The sequence below is a fragment of the Streptomyces sp. NBC_01210 genome, assembly GCF_036010325.1.
Classification (GTDB): domain Bacteria; phylum Actinomycetota; class Actinomycetes; order Streptomycetales; family Streptomycetaceae; genus Streptomyces.
The window spans coordinates 6,276,663-6,293,352 of sequence record NZ_CP108549.1; the positions used below are offsets into that span (position 1 = coordinate 6,276,663).

At 71.4% G+C, this 16,690-nt stretch carries 12 protein-coding genes; 6 read left to right on the plus strand and 6 right to left on the minus strand.

Annotated features, from left to right (window positions below; translation table 11 throughout):
• Positions 1-90: 90 nt before the first annotated feature.
• From OG735_RS28720 to OG735_RS28735, 4 genes are all read left to right on the plus strand, one after another.
• Positions 91-525 carry a CU044_2847 family protein gene (locus OG735_RS28720; protein ID WP_327326027.1) on the plus strand — a complete coding sequence of 145 codons (435 nt, stop codon included), beginning with the start codon at positions 91-93 and terminating at the stop codon, positions 523-525.
• Entirely contained in the window at positions 522-2,525 is a 2,004-nt protein-coding gene (locus OG735_RS28725; RefSeq protein ID WP_327326028.1) for a VMAP-C domain-containing protein, read from the plus strand. Before OG735_RS28720 ends, OG735_RS28725 begins: the two co-directional genes overlap by 4 nt.
• A 106-nt stretch (positions 2,526-2,631) precedes the next feature.
• Positions 2,632-3,633 (plus strand): AAA family ATPase, encoded by a 1,002-nt coding sequence (locus OG735_RS28730; RefSeq protein WP_327326029.1) that lies wholly within the window; start codon positions 2,632-2,634, stop codon positions 3,631-3,633.
• Positions 3,634-3,637: 4 nt separating this feature from the next.
• The gene (locus OG735_RS28735; protein ID WP_327326030.1) at positions 3,638-6,961 is read left to right on the plus strand and encodes an SAV_2336 N-terminal domain-related protein; all 3,324 of its coding nucleotides are present in this window, start codon (positions 3,638-3,640) and stop codon (positions 6,959-6,961) included.
• Between the two features lie 134 nt (positions 6,962-7,095).
• On the opposite strand, the gene OG735_RS28740 is transcribed toward OG735_RS28735, so the two are convergent.
• The 4 genes from OG735_RS28740 to OG735_RS28755 all read right to left on the minus strand — a co-directional run bounded on the left by OG735_RS28740 (position 7,096) and on the right by OG735_RS28755 (position 13,837).
• Positions 7,096-10,908, minus strand: coding sequence for a multifunctional oxoglutarate decarboxylase/oxoglutarate dehydrogenase thiamine pyrophosphate-binding subunit/dihydrolipoyllysine-residue succinyltransferase subunit (locus OG735_RS28740; RefSeq protein ID WP_327326031.1), 3,813 nt, complete (start codon positions 10,906-10,908; stop codon positions 7,096-7,098).
• Between the two features lie 290 nt (positions 10,909-11,198).
• Positions 11,199-12,308, minus strand: coding sequence for a HAMP domain-containing sensor histidine kinase (locus OG735_RS28745; RefSeq protein WP_327326032.1), 1,110 nt, complete (start codon positions 12,306-12,308; stop codon positions 11,199-11,201).
• 10 nt (positions 12,309-12,318) lie between these two features.
• Complete coding sequence (locus tag OG735_RS28750) at positions 12,319-13,056, minus strand: response regulator transcription factor (RefSeq protein ID WP_327326033.1); 738 nt, start codon at positions 13,054-13,056, stop codon at positions 12,319-12,321.
• A 103-nt stretch (positions 13,057-13,159) separates the two neighbouring features.
• The gene (locus tag OG735_RS28755; protein ID WP_327326034.1) at positions 13,160-13,837 is read right to left on the minus strand and encodes a spermidine synthase; all 678 of its coding nucleotides are present in this window, start codon (positions 13,835-13,837) and stop codon (positions 13,160-13,162) included.
• A gap of 298 nt (positions 13,838-14,135) precedes the next feature.
• Between OG735_RS28755 and OG735_RS28760 the strand changes: the two genes are divergently transcribed.
• Both OG735_RS28760 and OG735_RS28765 read left to right on the plus strand, forming a co-directional pair.
• Positions 14,136-14,951: a rhomboid-like protein gene (locus tag OG735_RS28760; RefSeq protein ID WP_327326035.1), complete on the plus strand. Its 816-nt coding sequence runs from the start codon at positions 14,136-14,138 to the stop codon at positions 14,949-14,951.
• A 21-nt stretch (positions 14,952-14,972) separates the two neighbouring features.
• Positions 14,973-15,368 (plus strand): VOC family protein, encoded by a 396-nt coding sequence (locus OG735_RS28765; protein ID WP_327326036.1) that lies wholly within the window; start codon positions 14,973-14,975, stop codon positions 15,366-15,368.
• A 19-nt stretch (positions 15,369-15,387) separates the two neighbouring features.
• Here the strand turns inward: OG735_RS28765 and OG735_RS28770 are convergent, their stop codons facing one another.
• Positions 15,388-15,870 carry a protealysin inhibitor emfourin gene (locus OG735_RS28770; protein WP_327326037.1) on the minus strand — a complete coding sequence of 161 codons (483 nt, stop codon included), beginning with the start codon at positions 15,868-15,870 and terminating at the stop codon, positions 15,388-15,390.
• A 134-nt stretch (positions 15,871-16,004) separates the two neighbouring features.
• On the minus strand, positions 16,005-16,649 hold the full coding sequence (locus OG735_RS28775; protein ID WP_327326038.1) for a GNAT family N-acetyltransferase: 645 nt from the start codon (positions 16,647-16,649) through the stop codon (positions 16,005-16,007).
• Positions 16,650-16,690: the final 41 nt, after the last annotated feature.

Consider the following 16,690-nt stretch of genomic DNA (forward strand, 5'->3'; position numbering starts at 1 on the left):
AACCGCGCAGGCCAGTAAGGTCGTCGCCATTCCTGCAGAACCCAAATGCGGTATCGCAGGGACGAGTTGGCCGTGGAGACGGGGGGAACCGTGAACGGACGCGTCCAGCAGATCGAATTACCCGGGGGAGCCGTAGTGCTCGCCAGGCTGTCCACGGCCGGCGCTGGCGGATACGGCGAGGACGACGAGGACGTCGGCTTCGTCGAGAACGTGACCGCCAAGGTCCAGCAGCTCGACCGGCTGATCACCGAGGTGGGCGCCTCCGTCCTCGAGGCCGCGGCCGCCGCCAAGCCGGACGAGGCCAGCGTCACCTTCGGTGTCGAGCTCACCGCCAAGTCCGGGGTTGCCCTCGCCGTACTCGCCGCGGGGGAGGCCAAAGCATCCGTCCAGGTCACCCTCACCTGGAAGCTGAAAGATCAGCCGGCCCAGGACCCGGCCCCGGATCCGGCCCCGGACACAGCCCCGGATCCCGCCCAGGATCCTGCCCCGGACACAGCCCCCACCTCGGGCAGCAGCACCTCATGAGCGATTCCGACTCCTTCATCGACGCCCTGACCCGCGCCGCCACCGTCCACTTCACGCCCGCGCGGCAAGGGCCGGACACCGCCGCCATGTGGGGCAGCGGCTTCTTCGTAGCGCCCGGCTGGGTGTTGACCTGCGCACACGTCCTCGCGCCCCATCTCAAGGGCGACCAGGCACGCGTCTTCCACCTCCGTGGCAGCGAAGTGAACGGCGGCGAGCCCCTCGAGGCGCAGCTCTCCTGCTGGCTGCTCGACGGCGAGCCGCGTGCCGAGCAGCGGGTGCCCGTCGAGCAGGATCTCGCCCTGGTGCAGCTCGTCGAGCCCGATGTCGAGCACGAATGTGTATGGCTCACCGACCGCACCGAGTACCCCGGCGGCCGCGGCATGGTCCAGGGCTACCGGCCCGAGCAACAGGAGGACGGAGCCGAGAAGCGCGCCGTGCGATGGAAGGCCACCGCCAGGATCAACGGCTTCGACGACGACTACGGGATGCGATTCCGGCCAGAGGCGGAGTTCCCCAGGGGCGGCTCGGGCTCCCCGGTCGTCGACGCCCATACCGGCGCCGTCGTCGGCATCCTCAAGTCCCGGCGCGTCGGCAGGGACGGCGGCATGGCCATCGCCGCCACCGCCCTGCGCCGGTTCGGCCCCGCGTACCAGCTCGTCATGGCCGCGCACGACCGCTGGCACGGCCAGTCCCCGAAGGTCACCGGGCACAACTGGATCGAGCGCCAGGACCAGCTCCCCGGCGCCGGCGTGCACACCAGCGGCGAACAGTGGAGCCCCGTGGACCGGCGCGAGGCACTGAGCCTGCTCGCCGGCGTACACCCGCCCGCCGGTATCCGCCCCGTCGCCGAGCTTGCCAAGAAGGCCCGCGGCGGCGTCGCCCCGCCGCCCGGGCAGCTGCTGCCCCGCATCTGGCGCGACGGACACGGCCTGCTGTACGAGGCGGGGCAGCCCGTCGCCGCCATCGCCGCGCTGCACTACCTCCAGCTGGTGGTGGAGTACGAGCGCAGCCGAGGCGCCGAAGCCGCGCCGCTCGCCGACTGGGTGGCCCGGCGGCTTCAGGAAGTGCCCCGGATCGTGCACACCGTGGTGACCCAGGCGACGCTGCCGCCCGGACTCGTACACCCGCGCACCGCCGACGGCCAGGACCGGATCGTCGTCCGCTATCCGCGGCCCGGCGACGGGTCCGCCGTCGTCATCGTCGAGCTGGAGCCGGTCTGCGACGCCCGGCCCGCCCGCTTCTACTGGCGGATCCGGGTCGACGACGGCCATGACGTCAACGAGCCGCTGCACGAGGAGCACACGGGCGAAGGCGTCCCGCCGGAGCAGATCGTCCAGAAGCTGCGCGGCCCGCTGGACGAGGTCTTCGCCTCGGTCGATTCGCCCGGTGCCCCGGCTCCGCTCGAAGTCGCCCTGCCCGCGGACCATTTCGACACCGCCGTGCACCGTTGGCAGCTCACCGAGATGGCCCGGCTGCACCATCCGGCGTATGTCGGCGTACGACGGATGGTGGTGCTGCGCGACCTCGCGAGACGAGGAGAACCGGACACCGTTTGGCTGCGCCGCTGGGAGGGGATGCTGGCCGCCGAGGCGCTCACCGCCTGCCGCACTCCGCCGCAGCGCCAGGTCCCCCGGCCCCGCCACTTCGAGGAAATGCCGCCGTCCGCCGTACCCGTCCTGTGCCGGCCCGCAGGCAGGGGCGTCGGACGGAGAGCCATCGGCATGGCACTGCAGGCCGGACACGGCATCGCCCTGTGGCACACCGACGGCCATCCCGACCACGGCTGTACGGAGTTCTGCGAGGACGTGCACCAGGGCGCGGCCGTACTGCTCGCACAGACCGCGGGCGCGATTGAGCTTCCCGACCGGCTGCGCCGTATCCGGGACGACATCAGCGGATCGAGGAACAGCACACACTGGGCCGAGGGGGTGTCCATGCTCTACGACGACCCGAGCCGCCCGCTGCCCGCCGACGACAGCGGACCGGTGGACTCCCCATGAGGAGCCGCCGCCGAGCAATGGAACGAGCAATGGGACGGCAGGGCGGTGGGTACGTAACGGACGTGGTCCGCCACGGGTCCCACCGACCGCCGACAAGGAGCGAGCGATGGACGACTGGCTGATCTACCGTGGCGTCGGCGCACCGGATCCCGACCGGATCCGGCACCTTCCGCCGCCGCCGCCCTGGCGCGCCTTCTCCGGAGAGCCGCTGCCCGACCCGGCGCCGCCGATCGACAGCTCATCGACCCGGCGGCTCGGCGCGCGTGTCGAGGCCCCGCCCGCCCAGGACGCCGAAGCCCTCGAACTGATCAATGCCGCCCTGTACTTGAGGCGGCCGCTCCTCGTCACCGGTGAGCCGGGCTCCGGCAAGTCGACGCTCGCGCACTCCGTCGCGTACGAACTCGGCCTCGGCCGGGTGCTCCAGTGGCCCATCGTCAGCCGCACCGAGCTGAAGGACGGGCTGTACACCTACGACGCGATCGGCCGGCTCCAGGACGCCCAGCTCGCCGAGCGCCAGGCCGACGACATCGGCCGGTACATCAGGCTCGGGCCGCTGGGCACCGCGCTGCTGCCCGCCGCGCGGCCGCGCGTGCTGCTCATCGACGAGCTCGACAAGAGCGATATCGACCTGCCGAACGATCTGCTCAATGTGGTGGAGGAAGGGGAGTTCGCGCTCCCGGAGCTGGAGCGGATGGCCGACCGGCCGGGTCAGGACGAGGTGCGGGTGCTCACCGACGACGGCCGCCGGGTGCCGGTGCGGGACGGCCGGGTGCGCTGTCACGCCTTCCCCTTCGTGGTGATGACCAGCAATGGCGAGCGCGACTTCCCGGCCCCGCTGCTGCGCCGCTGCATCCATCTGCATCTCGACCCGCCCCGCGACGAGCGGCTGGCCGCCATGGTCCAGGCGCACTTCGGGGCCGGGTCCGACGAGCGGAACCTCGATCTGATCAGCCAGTTCACCCGGGAGGACGGCGACGGCGAACTGCGTCCCACCGACCAGCTGCTGAACGCGATCTTCCTCACGCAGCACGCGGTACGTGAGGAGCCGGGACGGCGCGAGGAGATTGCCGAGCTGCTGATACGTCCTCTCGAGACCAGGCAGCGGTGACGCCGTGGACGCCGCCCTCCCGGCCCCCGCCGCCCTCCCGCCGCCCGGCGCGCTGACCGCGCTGGTCACGCGGCTGCGCGAGGCCGAAGTGAAGCCGACCGCCGAGGAGTTGGCCGACGCCCTGTGGCTGGCCCGCTTCGTACCGGCGGCCGCCTCCCGCGAGCCCGGCGCCGCGCCCGCCGCGCCCGCGGGACCGCAGCCCGTGAACCCTGCTCCCGTGGACGTCAAGGAGACGTCCGCGCCCTTGTCGTTCAAGCCGGGCCCGGTGCCACGCACCCGTATCGACCTGTTCGGGCCCGCACAGTCGGAGGGCGCGGCCGGCGGCTTACCGGACGGAGGTCTGCGGAGGGTTCCCGTACCGGCCGCCGCGGCGCTCCCCGACACACTCGCGCTGCAGCGTGCCCTGCGGCCGCTGCAGCGCTACCGGCCGCCCATGCGCCTGGTCCGTCGCGAGCTCGACGAGGTCGCGACGGCCGACCGGGCCGCCGACACCGGACTGGTGGTGCCGGTGCTCGCCGCGGTACGGCGGCGTGAGGCGCGCCTCGCCCTCGTCATGGACGTCTCCTCGTCGAATGTCGTGTGGAACAAGGCACTCGACGAGCTGCGGCAGATCTGCGAACGCGCCGGGGCCTTCCGCGAGGTCGCCGTCCACCATCTGCGTGAGGACGAGCACACCCCGGCCCAGCTCGGTGACCCCACAGGTCGGCAGCTGACCCTGGTGCTCAGCGACTGCGCGGGCCCCATGTGGCGCAGCGGCCGGATGCAGCGGCTGCTGCACATCTGGGCCTCGACCGCGCCGGTCGCCGTGGTGCAGCCGCTGCCGCAGCACATGTGGCGGCGTACGCATCTGCCCGCGCGGCCCGGACTGCTGCGGCGGCGGGAAGGACCCGCTGGGCGGCTGGAGTTCAATGCGCCGTACGGAGGGGCCGAACGGGGCATTCCGGTGCCCGTGCTCGCCCTGCGCCGCTCCTCCTTCGAGGCCTGGACGCGGCTGGTGGCCGGCGCCACCGGCCAGTCGCTGAACGCCGCGGCGGGCCTGGTCAGAAGCCGTCACGAGGCGGCCACGGGCCGGGCCCGTACGGCGCAGGACATCGACGCGGGCGAGCGGGTGCGGGCCTTCCGCAGAACCGCGTCGCCGGCCGCCGCGCAGCTCGCGGTCTATCTGTCGGCGGTGCCGCTCGTCCTTCCGGTGATGCAGCTCGTCCAGCGCGCGATGCTGGTCCGCAGCAGTCCCGATGTACTGGCGGAGGTGCTGCTCAGCGGAATGCTGCGACGTGACGACGACGGCCCGGCCGAGGACGAGGGCGGCCCCGCGTACACCTTCCTGACGGGCGTACGCGAAGAGCTGCTCGGCCAACTGGGCGCGAGCAGCGCGGCGTTGGTGCTCAAGCACTGCTCCGAGTACGTCGAGACGCGCTACGGGCGTACGGTTCGGAACTTCCCGGCCATGGCCGCGGCCTTCCTCGCGGGCTCGGTGGACCCGAGGCCCGCGGTCCTCAGCAGTCCGGACAGCCGCGGTCTTTCGGCCTTCGCGCGGGTGTCGGCGCAGGTGCTGCGGCGGCTCGGCGCGGCCGAGCCGACCGCACCACCGGGCGGCCCGCCGGGCGGGGGACCGGCCGCACTGGTGGCACAGGCGCGCGCCTGTATGGCGCATTTCGGCGAGTACGGGACTGTACGCGACCTGGACGCGGCGATTCAGCTGCTCGGCTCCGCCACCCAGGCCGAACGGCGCGCCACCGAACGGGCCGTGCTGTACGGGGAGCTGGCCGAGGCCCTGCTGCGGCGCTGGCTGGTGCGCCCGCTCCCGGAGGACCTGCGACAGGCGCTCGACGCAGCCCAGAACGCGATCACCGGACAGCCGCAGGCGCATCTGACGCTGGCGCAGGTGCTGGAGGCGATGGCGGACGAGGTGGAGGCGGGCCGGCTCAGCCCCCGGCTGATGCCGGAGTGGGTGCGGGTGCAGACGGCCGCGGAAGCCCATGACCCGGGCCTGGTGGCGTCGGTCCTGCTGGCGACCGCGGACACCAGTCTCGCCGAGCTGACCGACAGCACCCCACGGTCGGAGGGCGCGCGGCTGCTCCGGCAGACCGCCGCGGTGGCCAGGATCCGGGTGCTGCGGCGCCTTGCGGTGACCGGCGCGCCGTACGCGCTGCGCGGCCCCGGCCGGCCCGAGGACTGGTTCACCGGCACACTGCAGACCGCGCTCTCCGTCGTCCATCTGCTGCTGGCCGACGAACACCGTGCCGACGGACACCGTGCCGACGAACACTGGGAGGACGAACACCGGGAGTCCGCGTTGCTCATCAGGGGCGGACTGCTGCTCGAACTGGCCCGCCACCACCGGGGCGAGGGCCCGGTCGCCAGGGAGGCCGGCGAGGCGGACCGCATCGCCGCCCGAGCTTTCGCCGACCGGGCCGACAACGATCTGCACGCCGGCATCGACGGACTCGACTGGGACGCCGTCCCGCAGACGGAGCTCTGCCGCGCCTGGCTGGACTACGCCGACGCCATCGAGTTCGCCCACGAGGACCTCGACGACGACGACAGGCTGCGTATCCTCCAGGCCCTGGACCAGGCGCGCCGGCACGTGGGCAAGGACGAGGAGGCCGAGGCCGACTGCCTGCTGCGGATGGCCCGCGTGCTGGACCAGCGGTACGCGTCCACCGGCGGCTGGGTGCACCGCGACTCGGCGATCGCCGCCTGGACCTCGGCGCTGCCGCTGCTGCCTCCCGGCGATCCCCGCCGCGCCGTGATCCTCACCGCGCTCGGCAGGCAGCTGACCGAGCGGGGTGTGGACAAGGACTCGGCCGTCGATGTGCACGCGGCTGTACGGGCACTGCGCGGCGCGATCGACGAGACGCCCGGCGCCGATGCTGAACTGCCGCGCCGCAGGGCCCTGCTGGGCCATGCGTACATCGAACGCTTCCGTGCCGAGGAAGCGGTCGCCGACCTCCACGAGGCGGACTGGGCCCTGGGCGCGACGGCCCGCGGCGCGGACGACCCCGAACTGGCCGCCCATGCCTGGTGGTACCGGGCGCTGGCATCCTCACTCCTCGCCCAGCGCACCGACTCGCCCCCCAGGCTCAGCGACGCCGCCGCCTACTTCCGCCGCGCCGCCGCCGAACCGAGCACCGGCGACCTCACCGAACGGGCCGTCACCGCCCAGTGGATGAGAGCCACCCGCCTGGAACGCACCGCGGGTCCCGAGCGCGCCCTGGAGGAACACCGCGCGGTGCTCCGCATGCTGGTCGCCGCGGACGCGGCGGACCTGGAGGCGGCGAACCTCGTCCGCCAGGAGCTGGCCAGACTCGGCGCCGGGGGCACCTGAGCACGACAGGCCCGGTTCAGGTCGCGTCGAAGGACCGGTACAGACCGCCTTCTCGTACCTCTCGTATACGCCGGAGGGCCCGGCCCCGCGTTCAGCGCGCGGGGCCGGGCCCTCCGTGACGTACAACCAACCGGTCAGGCCTCGAAGACCTCGTTGACCAGCTGCTGCTGCTCCGCCTGGTGACGCTTGGCCGAACCGACCGCCGGGGACGAGCCGTGCGGGCGCGAGATGCGGCGCAGGCGCTCGCCGTGCGGGATGTCCGCGCCGACTGCCAGGTCCAGGTGGTCGATCAGGTTGAGCGCGATGAACGGCCACGCACCCTGGTTCGCCGGTTCCTCCTGCGCCCACAGGTACTTCTCGGCGTTCGGGAACTTGGCGATCTCCGCCTGGAGCTCGGCACCCGGCAGCGGGTACAGGCGCTCGAGGCGGATGATCGCGGTGTCCGTGTTGCCGCGCTTGACCCGCTCGGCGTCCAGGTCGTAGTAGACCTTGCCGGTGCAGAAGACGACCTTGCGGACCGCGTTCGGGTCCACCGAGTCGTCGCCGATCACCGGGCGGAAGCCGCCGTTGATGAACTCCTCCGCCTTCGACGCCGCGGCCTTCAGACGCAGCATCGACTTCGGCGTGAAGACGATCAGCGGCTTGTGGTGCGGGTTGTGGACCTGCCAGCGCAGCAGGTGGAAGTAGTTCGACGGCAGGGTCGGCATCGCGACCGTCATGTTGTTCTGCGCGCACATCTGCAGGAAGCGCTCAGGACGGGCGGACGAGTGGTCCGGGCCCTGGCCCTCGTAGCCGTGCGGCAGCAGCAGCGTGACGCCGGAGGTCTGGCCCCACTTCTGCTCGGCCGAGGAGATGAACTCATCCACGACGGTCTGCGCGCCGTTGACGAAGTCACCGAACTGCGCCTCCCACATGACCAGCGCGTCCGGGCGGGCCAGCGAGTAGCCGTACTCGAAGCCCATCGCCGCGTACTCGCTCAGCAGCGAGTCGTAGACGTTGTAACGGGCCTGGTCCTCGGAGAGGTACAGCAGCGGGGTGTAGTCCTCGCCGGTCTCCTGGTCCACCAGCACCGCGTGGCGCTGGCCGAAGGTGCCACGGCGGGTGTCCTGGCCGGACAGCCGGACCGGGGTGCCCTCCATCAGCAGCGAGCCGATGGCGAGCGTCTCGCCCATGCCCCAGTCGATCGTGCCGTCCTCCACCGAGGCCGCACGGCGCTGCATCTGCGGCATCAGACGGGGGTGGACCTTGACCCGCTCGGGGATGTTGACCTGGGACTCGGCGATCCGCTTCACGACCTCCTGGGAGACCGCGGTGGTGACGGTCACCGGGAACTCGGCCTGGGCGTCCGGGACCTGCGTCGGGGCCGGTTGGCTGGTGGCCTCGCGGACCTCCGCGAAGACCTTCTCCAGCTGACCCTGGAAGTCCTGGAGCGCCTGCTCCGCCTCTTCCAGCGTGATGTCGCCGCGACCGATCAGCGACTCGGTGTAGAGCTTGCGCACCGAGCGCTTCTTGTCGATCAGGTTGTACATCTGCGGGTTGGTGAACTGCGGGTTGTCGCCCTCGTTGTGACCGCGGCGGCGGTAGCAGATGAGGTCGATCACGACGTCCTTGTTGAACGTCTGACGGAACTCGAAGGCGAGCCGCGCCACGCGGACCACGGCCTCCGGGTCGTCGCCGTTCACATGGAAGATCGGCGCCTCGATCATGCGGGCCACATCGGTCGCGTACATCGACGAACGCGAGGACTCCGGGGCGGCGGTGAAGCCGACCTGGTTGTTGATGACGATGTGGACCGTGCCGCCGGTGCGGTAGCCGCGCAGCTGAGACATGTTCAGCGTCTCGGCGACGACACCCTGACCGGCGAAGGCCGCGTCACCGTGCAGGGCGACGGGCAGGACCGTGAAGTCCGTACCGCCCTTGTTGATGACGTCCTGCTTGGCGCGGGCGACACCCTCGAGGACCGGGTCGACGGCCTCGAGGTGGGAGGGGTTGGCGACCAGCGAGACCTTGATCTGCTCGCCGTCCAGACCGGTGAAGGTGCCGTTGGCGCCCAGGTGGTACTTCACGTCGCCGGAGCCGTGCATCGACTTCGGGTCGAGGTTGCCCTCGAACTCCCGGAAGATCTGGGCGTACGACTTGCCGACGATGTTCGCGAGGACGTTCAGCCGGCCGCGGTGGGCCATGCCGATGACGACCTCGTCCAGGCGCGACTCGGCGGCCGAGTCGATGACCGCGTCGAGCAGCGGGATGACGGACTCGCCGCCCTCCAGCGAGAACCGCTTCTGACCGACGTACTTGGTCTGCAGGAAGGTCTCGAAGGCCTCGGCGGCGTTGAGGCGGCGCAGGATCCGCAGCTGCTCCTCGCGCTCCGGCTTGGTGTGCGAGCGCTCGACCCGGTCCTGGATCCACTTGCGCTGCTTCGGGTCCTGGATGTGCATGAACTCGATGCCGGTGGTGCGGCAGTACGAGTCGCGCAGCACGCCCAGCACATCGCGCAGCTTCATCAGGGACTTGCCGGAGAAGCCGCCGACAGCGAACTCGCGCTCGAGGTCCCACAGCGTGAGGCCGTGCTCGGTGATGTCCAGGTCGGGGTGCTTGCGCTGGCGGTACTCCAGCGGGTCGGTGTCGGCCATGACATGGCCGCGGACCCGGTAGGAGTGGATCAGCTCGAAGACGCGCGCCGCCTTGGTGACGTCGTCGTCGTGCGAGGCGTCGATGTCCTTGAGCCAGCGGACCGGCTCGTAGGGGATGCGCAGCGCCTCGAAGATCTCGTCGTAGAAGCCGTTGTCGCCGAGCAGCAGGTTCGCGACGATACGGAGGAACTCGCCCGACGCGGCACCCTGGATGACACGGTGGTCGTACGTCGAGGTGAGGGTCATCACCTTCGCGACGCCCAGCTTGTTCAGGGTGTCCTGCGAGGTGCCCTGGAACTCGGCCGGGTAGTCCATCGAGCCGACGCCCATGATGACCGACTGCCCGGGCATCAGACGCGGCACGGAGTGCACGGTGCCGAGGCCGCCGGGGTTGGTCAGCGAGACGGTGACGCCGGTGAAGTCGTCCATCGTCAGCTTGTTGTTGCGGGCGCGGCGGACGATGTCCTCGTAGGCCTGCCAGAACTCGAAGAAGTTCAGGGTCTCGGCCTTCTTGATGCCCGCGACGACCAGCTGGCGGTCGCCGTTCGGCTTCACCAGGTCGATGGCCAGGCCGAAGTTGACGTGCTCCGGCTTGACCAGGGTCGGCTTGCCGTCCTTCTCGGCGAAGGACCAGTTCATCGACGGCATGGCCTTGATGGCCTGCACCATCGCGTACCCGATGAGGTGGGTGAAGGAGACCTTCCCGCCCCGGGCGCGCTTCAGGTGGTTGTTGATGACGATGCGGTTGTCGAACAGCAGCTTCACCGGGACGGCGCGCACGGACGTGGCCGTGGGCACCTCCAGCGAGGCGTTCATGTTCTTGGCGACCGCGGCGGCCGGGCCGCGCAGCGTCACGAACTCGGGGCCGGCCGGGGCCTCGGTGGCCGGGGCAGCGGCGGCCTCGGCCGGCTTGGCGGCGGCCGGGGCGGGCTTCGCGGGCGCCGGAGCGGCGGCCGCGGGCTTCGCCGGGGCGGCGGGCGCGGCCGCGGCAGGGGCCGGAGCGGCCGGTGCCGGGGCCGGTGCCGGGGTTGCCGGCTTCGCGGCCGGGGTGGCCGATGGCGCGGCCTGCGGAGTGGTCACCGCAGCCCCCGCGGCTGCGGCACCCTCGGGCTTGTCCGCCGTGCCGGACGTACCCGGCTTGTAGTCGGCGAAGAAGTCCCACCAGGCACGGTCGACCGAATTGGGGTCCTGGAGGTACTGCTGGTAGATCTCGTCGACGAGCCACTCATTGGGGCCGAACGCGGCGGCAGGGTTCTTACCCTGCCCGCCTTGGTCGGTCGAGATGCTCGCGTTACTGGGGGACTGAGACGACACGGCGGTAACCGCCCTCTTCCGCTTCACAAGGTGATGGACAGCGGAAATAAAGGCTACGCCTCCCTGGCCGAGAGGTGCAGGCGGGGCGGGCCATCGTCGCGCAAGTCACACCGGACGGCGGGTTTCGGGGCTGTGAATGGCGGGAAACAAGCGCGGTTCCGCTTCGCCGCGGGTAGGCGACACCGTGGCTGCGACCCGCAGGCCCGCACCCCTGACGACGTACTGGCCCGCTATTGGCCACGCCCTCACTCCGTACACGCAGAATGCGTGCTTCCGGTTCGAACCCTACGTCAACCGCGTGCCGCCCGAAGGCCCGGAAGGGTGACCTGGATCCGGCATCCCCGGGAGGATTCGGCCACCCCGATGCGCCCGCCGTGCAGATCTACCGCCCAGCGCGCGATCGCCAGGCCGAGGCCCGTACCGCCGTCGCTGCCGGGTCCGTGCGGTGAGGTGACGCTGCCGCGGTTGAAGCGCTCGAAGACCCGATGGCGCTCCGGCTCCGGGATACCGGGGCCCTCGTCGAGCACTTCCAGGTCGAGGGACTCCGGCTGCGGGCCGCGCCTGGCCCGCACCGTCACGCGGCCGTGCGGCGGGGAGTGCTTGACTGCGTTGTCGATCAGATTCGCCACCACCTGGTGCAGTCGCTCGGCGTCCGCGTGCGCGGTCAGCTCGGGCGGCGACACATCCAGGTGCAGATGTACGTCCGTACGCGTGTGGTTGCCCGACCCGGAGGTCAGACCGCGCTGGGCGGCGGCCAGATTGGCCTCCTTCAGCACACCGGAGAGGTACGGCCAGACCTCGAAGCGGCGGGCCCGCAGCGTGACCACGCCGTTGTCGAGCCGGGACAGATCGAGGAGCGTCTCCACCAGGCGGCCCAGGCGCTCGATCTGCTTGAGCGCGGTGCGCATCGTCTCCGGGTCGGCGGCGGACACCCCGTCCACGACGTTCTCGAGCACGGCGCGCAGCGCGGCGATCGGCGTGCGCAGCTCGTGCGAGACGTTCGCGACCAGCTCCTTGCGGTGCTGGTCCACGGCCTCCAGATCGTCGGCCATGCGGTTGATGGTGGAGGCCAGGTCGCCTAGCTCGTCACGGCGGTCGGCACCGCGCACCCGGCGGGTGTAGTCGCCGTGCGAAATGCCCTTGGCGACGGTGTTCATCTCATCCAGCGGCGCGGTCAGGCTGTGCGCCACGAACTGGGTGATCAGGAGGGTCGCTATCACCGAGAAGACCGTGATGAAACGGAGCTCGGTCTCGGTGCGCAGAGCGACCACGAGCAGACCGGTGGTGATGAAGACCGAGACGACGACGAGCGTCCCGAGCTTGGTCTTGATCGAGATGGAAACGGAGCGCAGCCGGCTCCGCCAGTTGCGCAGCCCGTGCCAGGGCCGCAGCCGTCTCATGGCCGCCGCCTCATGGTGCCGGCGTCTCCAGCGCGTAGCCGACTCCGTGGACGGTACGGATACGCTCGGCGCCGATCTTGCGGCGCAGGGCCTTGATGTGGCTGTCGACGGTCCGGGTGCCGGAGGCGTCCGCCCAGTCCCACACCTCCGCGAGCAGCTGCTCGCGGGAGAGGACCGCGCGCGGTGTGTTCGCCAGGCAGACCAGCAGATCGAACTCGGTGGGTGTGAGATGTACGTCCTCGCCGCGCACCCGGACCCGGCGCTGGGCGTGGTCGATCTCCAGCTCGCCGAGGCGGAGGATCCCGCTGCGGGGCGTCACGGCGGCGAGCGCGGCGCGCTCCACCCGGCGCAGCAGCACATGCACCCTGGCCGCGAGCTCCCGCATCGAGAACGGCTTGGTCATGTAGTCGTCCGCGCCGACACCGAGGCCGACCAGCATGTCCGTCTCGTCGTCGCGCGCTGTGAGCATCAGCACGGGGACGGGACGCGTCGCCTGGACCCGGCGGCAGACCTCGAGGCCGTCGAAGCCCGGCAGCATCACATCGAGAACCATCAGATCGGGCTGCCAGGCCTCGGCGGCGTCGACGGCGGCCGGGCCGTCCACGGCCGTCTGTACCAGAAAGCCCTCTGCCCGTAGACGGGCGGCGATGGCGTCGACGATCGTCGCGTCGTCCTCGACGACCAGCACCCGGCGCTGGGCGCCGGGCGTGGCCGCGACGCCGTTGTGCGTGGTGTGTGTCTGCTCCATCGCCCCGCCCCTGTACGCGTTCTCGCGAGCTGCATGCTGATGTGGATGCCGAAGTAGATGCCGTGTGTAGGTGAGCAGCGTAAGGGCAGTTACGGCATCCCGGCTACGCAGGGCGAACAGCGAGGTGGACCACGTCGGGGACTCCTCGGGCAACCCGGATCTCTTCGGTAGTAACCCCGGTGAATCCGGCATTCCGCAACGCATCCTCAAACGCGGAGGAGGGCTGCGCGGACCACACGGCGAGGATTCCGCCCGGCTCCAACCGGCCCTGGCAGGCGGCGAGTCCGGACGGTGAGTAGAGGTTCTCGTTGTCGTCGGTGACGGTCCAGTCGGGTCCGTTGTCGATGTCGAGACAGAGGGCGTCGTAGCGGTCCGTAGTGGTGCGGAGATACGTGACGAGGTCCGTGTGCAGGATCACGCTGCGGGGATCGGCGAGGGCGTCGCGGGTGATCGCGGCAAGGGGGCCCGTGCGGTGCCAGTCGATGATCGCCTGCTCGCGCTCGACGACGGCGATACGGCGCCAGCGGGGGTTCTCCGCGGCCCGGGCCAGCGAGAAGCCGACGCCGAGACCGCCGATGAGCACCGACGGTGCTCGGTGGCCGGCGAGCGCGTCGAGAGCCGCGTCGACGAGCAGACGCTCGGAGCGGCCGTCGGAGGTGTCCATCAGGAAGCACCCGTTGGCGATGATCTCGTGCTGCTCGCCACGCTGCCGCAGCACGACCTCGCCGTACGGCCCCTCGCGCCGGTCCAGGGTGACGGGGCCGTCGGTATGGAGCTGCATGGCGGTGACCTCCGGGCAATGGGTCTCCCCGCCGGAGGCGGGGAGCGGTCGGACGCGTTGCGGTGGCCATAGTGGCGCCATGGGGCGAGAGGGACAAATGCTTTGCGGGCCGGTGGGGTTCACCGCCGATGCACAGCCGGGCCACAGCGGGATCACAGCCCGCTCGGCAGGACATGACGTGCGCGCGACGCTCGAGGCGGGATCAAGGTTGCCTCGTGTGGCGCAGGTCATAGACGGGGGTGATGGTGATCGCGTTGGGTGGGGGTTTGTTCGGGGCTTGACGAGAGGGGCCTCAGGCGTGGAACAGCTGACGACGCGCGATCCGGTCAAGGGCCAGGAGCTGCTGGGCGGTATTCCGGCCCAGCCCACGGCGCCGACACGGGTCGCGACGCCTGCCCTCCCGTCCGCACCCGGGCCCGTCCCGTGCCCGCGGCTGCCCCTGTGGCGGCAGGCGCTCCAGTTGCTGCCCACGCCGACCGGGACGCCGTTCACCTTCTGCTACGTCCTCGTACTGCTCGCCACGTCGCTCTTCGCGCAGTACGCGGACCCCGCGACCGTCTCCTCGCTGCTCCGTGGCTCCAGCACCGATGTCGCCCACTTGGTGGACACCCCCCTGCTCGTTCTCGGCGCCAGCGCGCTGTGGGTCGCGGGCGGTCTGCTGGGCCCGTACGCGATCGCGTTCCTCTTCACGCTCACCGCGCTGGAACGCCGCATCGGCGGCTGGCGCGCCGCCGGAGTCTTCCTGGTCGGCCATGTCGCGGCGACGCTGGCCACCGAGATACCGGTCGCGGTCTCGGTGGTGACCGGACATCTGCCCGTCAGCTCCCTGCACCGCCTCGACTACGGCATCAGCTTCGGTCTGATGGCGAGCATCGGCGCCCTGGCCGGACTGCTCCGACCGGTGGCTCGCGGCACGCTCCTCGGCTGTGTGTCCCTGATCCTCGTCCAGGACCTGCTTGCCCTTGAGGATCCGCTCACCAACTGGGGCCATCCGCTGGCGCTGCTGGCCGGAATCGCCTGCTGGCCCGCGGTGGGCCGCTGGTCGGCGCGGCGGAAAGAGCCCGTGCTCCACGGGCCGATGAGTTTCTCCGGCGCCGACCGTCGTGATGGGTAAACCGGCGAACAGGAGACCGAAGTGAGCAGCAACCACGCGATGACTCGCGTCACCCAGGTGCGTACGGTGTCGATCCCGGTCACGGACCAGGAACGGGCCCTTGAGTTCTATGTCGGCACGCTGGGCTTCGAGAAGCGCGTCGACACGCCCTTCGGAGCGGGCGAGCGCTGGATCGAGGTCGCGCCCTCCGGGGCGGAGACCTCGCTCGCGCTCGTCGCCGCGACCGACGACCTGCCCGCCGGCGTCGAGACGGGCATCCGCCTCACGACCGAGAACGCGGACGCCGACCACGCGGCCCTACTGGCCGCAGGTGTGGACGCCGGCCCCGATGTGCTGCGCTGGGGCGGCGGGGTGCCGCCGATGTTCGTCTTCCGCGATCCGGACGGCAACACGCTCCGGATCGTCGAACGCAGCTGACCGCCAAGAGGCGGCCCGGTCAGTCCTGCGGGAGTGCGGCGAACACCGCCCGCAGGGCCGGCGGCCGTGTCGTGTCGTCGGTGGTGACGGTGTGACCGGCGTACGTGAGCCGGTAGGTGAATCCGTCCGCGATCGGGCTGCCCGTGGCCTCGCGGGGCAGGCGGGCGAAATCCGCCTTCTCCAGGGCCGTGCGCAGCTCGGTCAGCTCGGCGGGTGTCATCCGGCCGGTCCGGGCGGGGCCGGTCCTTGAGGATGTGGTGTACGTGCCGTCGTCCCGGACCGCCAGCGTGTCATGTACGCCGGCGATGCCGCCGGTGACCGTCATCCCGACCAGCGGCCGCGCCGGAGCAGGGGTCGCCGAGGGCGACGGTGCGGGCGAGGGGCTCGCTGATTCCGCCGGGCCCGGCGACCCGGCGCCGCCGCCTCCCGCGCACCCCGCCGTCAGGGCGGCGGCCAGCAGCACACCCGCCGTACCGCACCGAGCCCGTGTGATCAGTCGCATGTGCCCACCTGTCGTCCGTACCGCACCAGTACGTGCCCGCAGTATCGCCTCCGGAGCCCCGACCGGTCAGGAGTACGGGGCAGTCGGTCGCGCGTACGGGTCGGGCGCACGGGTCGGCCGGTCGGGCATACGGGTCAGGCCGGCGAGTCGTAGTAGAGGCTGACCAGCGGGGCCTGCGTGCGCCAGCCCAGTGACTCGTACAGTGCCCGCCCCTCCGGCGTCGCGCCCAGCACTCCGATGCCCGCGCCCTGCTCGACCGCGGCGTTGTGGAGCGTACGCATCACCAGGCTTCCGAGCCCCTTGCGCCGGTGCGCCGACGAGGTCTCCACCTGGTCGACGACGGCGGTGGCGCCGGTCGGTGCGATCTGGCCGCGGGCGGCGAACGAGCCGTCCGCGGCGACCACCAGGACCCGGGTGACGCCGCCGCGGGACCAGGTCTTGAGGGTGTAGCCGTCGGGCACCGCGGTCTCGGTACGGCGGAGCTCGGCCCACATCAGCCAGCCCGGTTCGTCGACCTTCCAGCCCGGCCCGGCCCAGGAGAGGACCGACTCGGGGTCGGCGAACACCTTGAGCCAGACGCTCGGGGCCGCGACCGCGTCGGCGATCTTGCGGACGGTCGCCTCGTCGTCGGCGGTCAGCACATGGCGCGTGGCGTGCTTTACCTGGCCCACGTCGACGCTGAACCCCCAGGGTTCGGCGACGGGATCCGCCGCGCCGCGCGAGGCGACCCAGCCGTGGACCCAGGCCCGGACGGTCTCGGCGGTGGACTCGAAGGTCATCCGTACTCCTCGGGCAGCTGGATTCGTAATAGACAAACTCG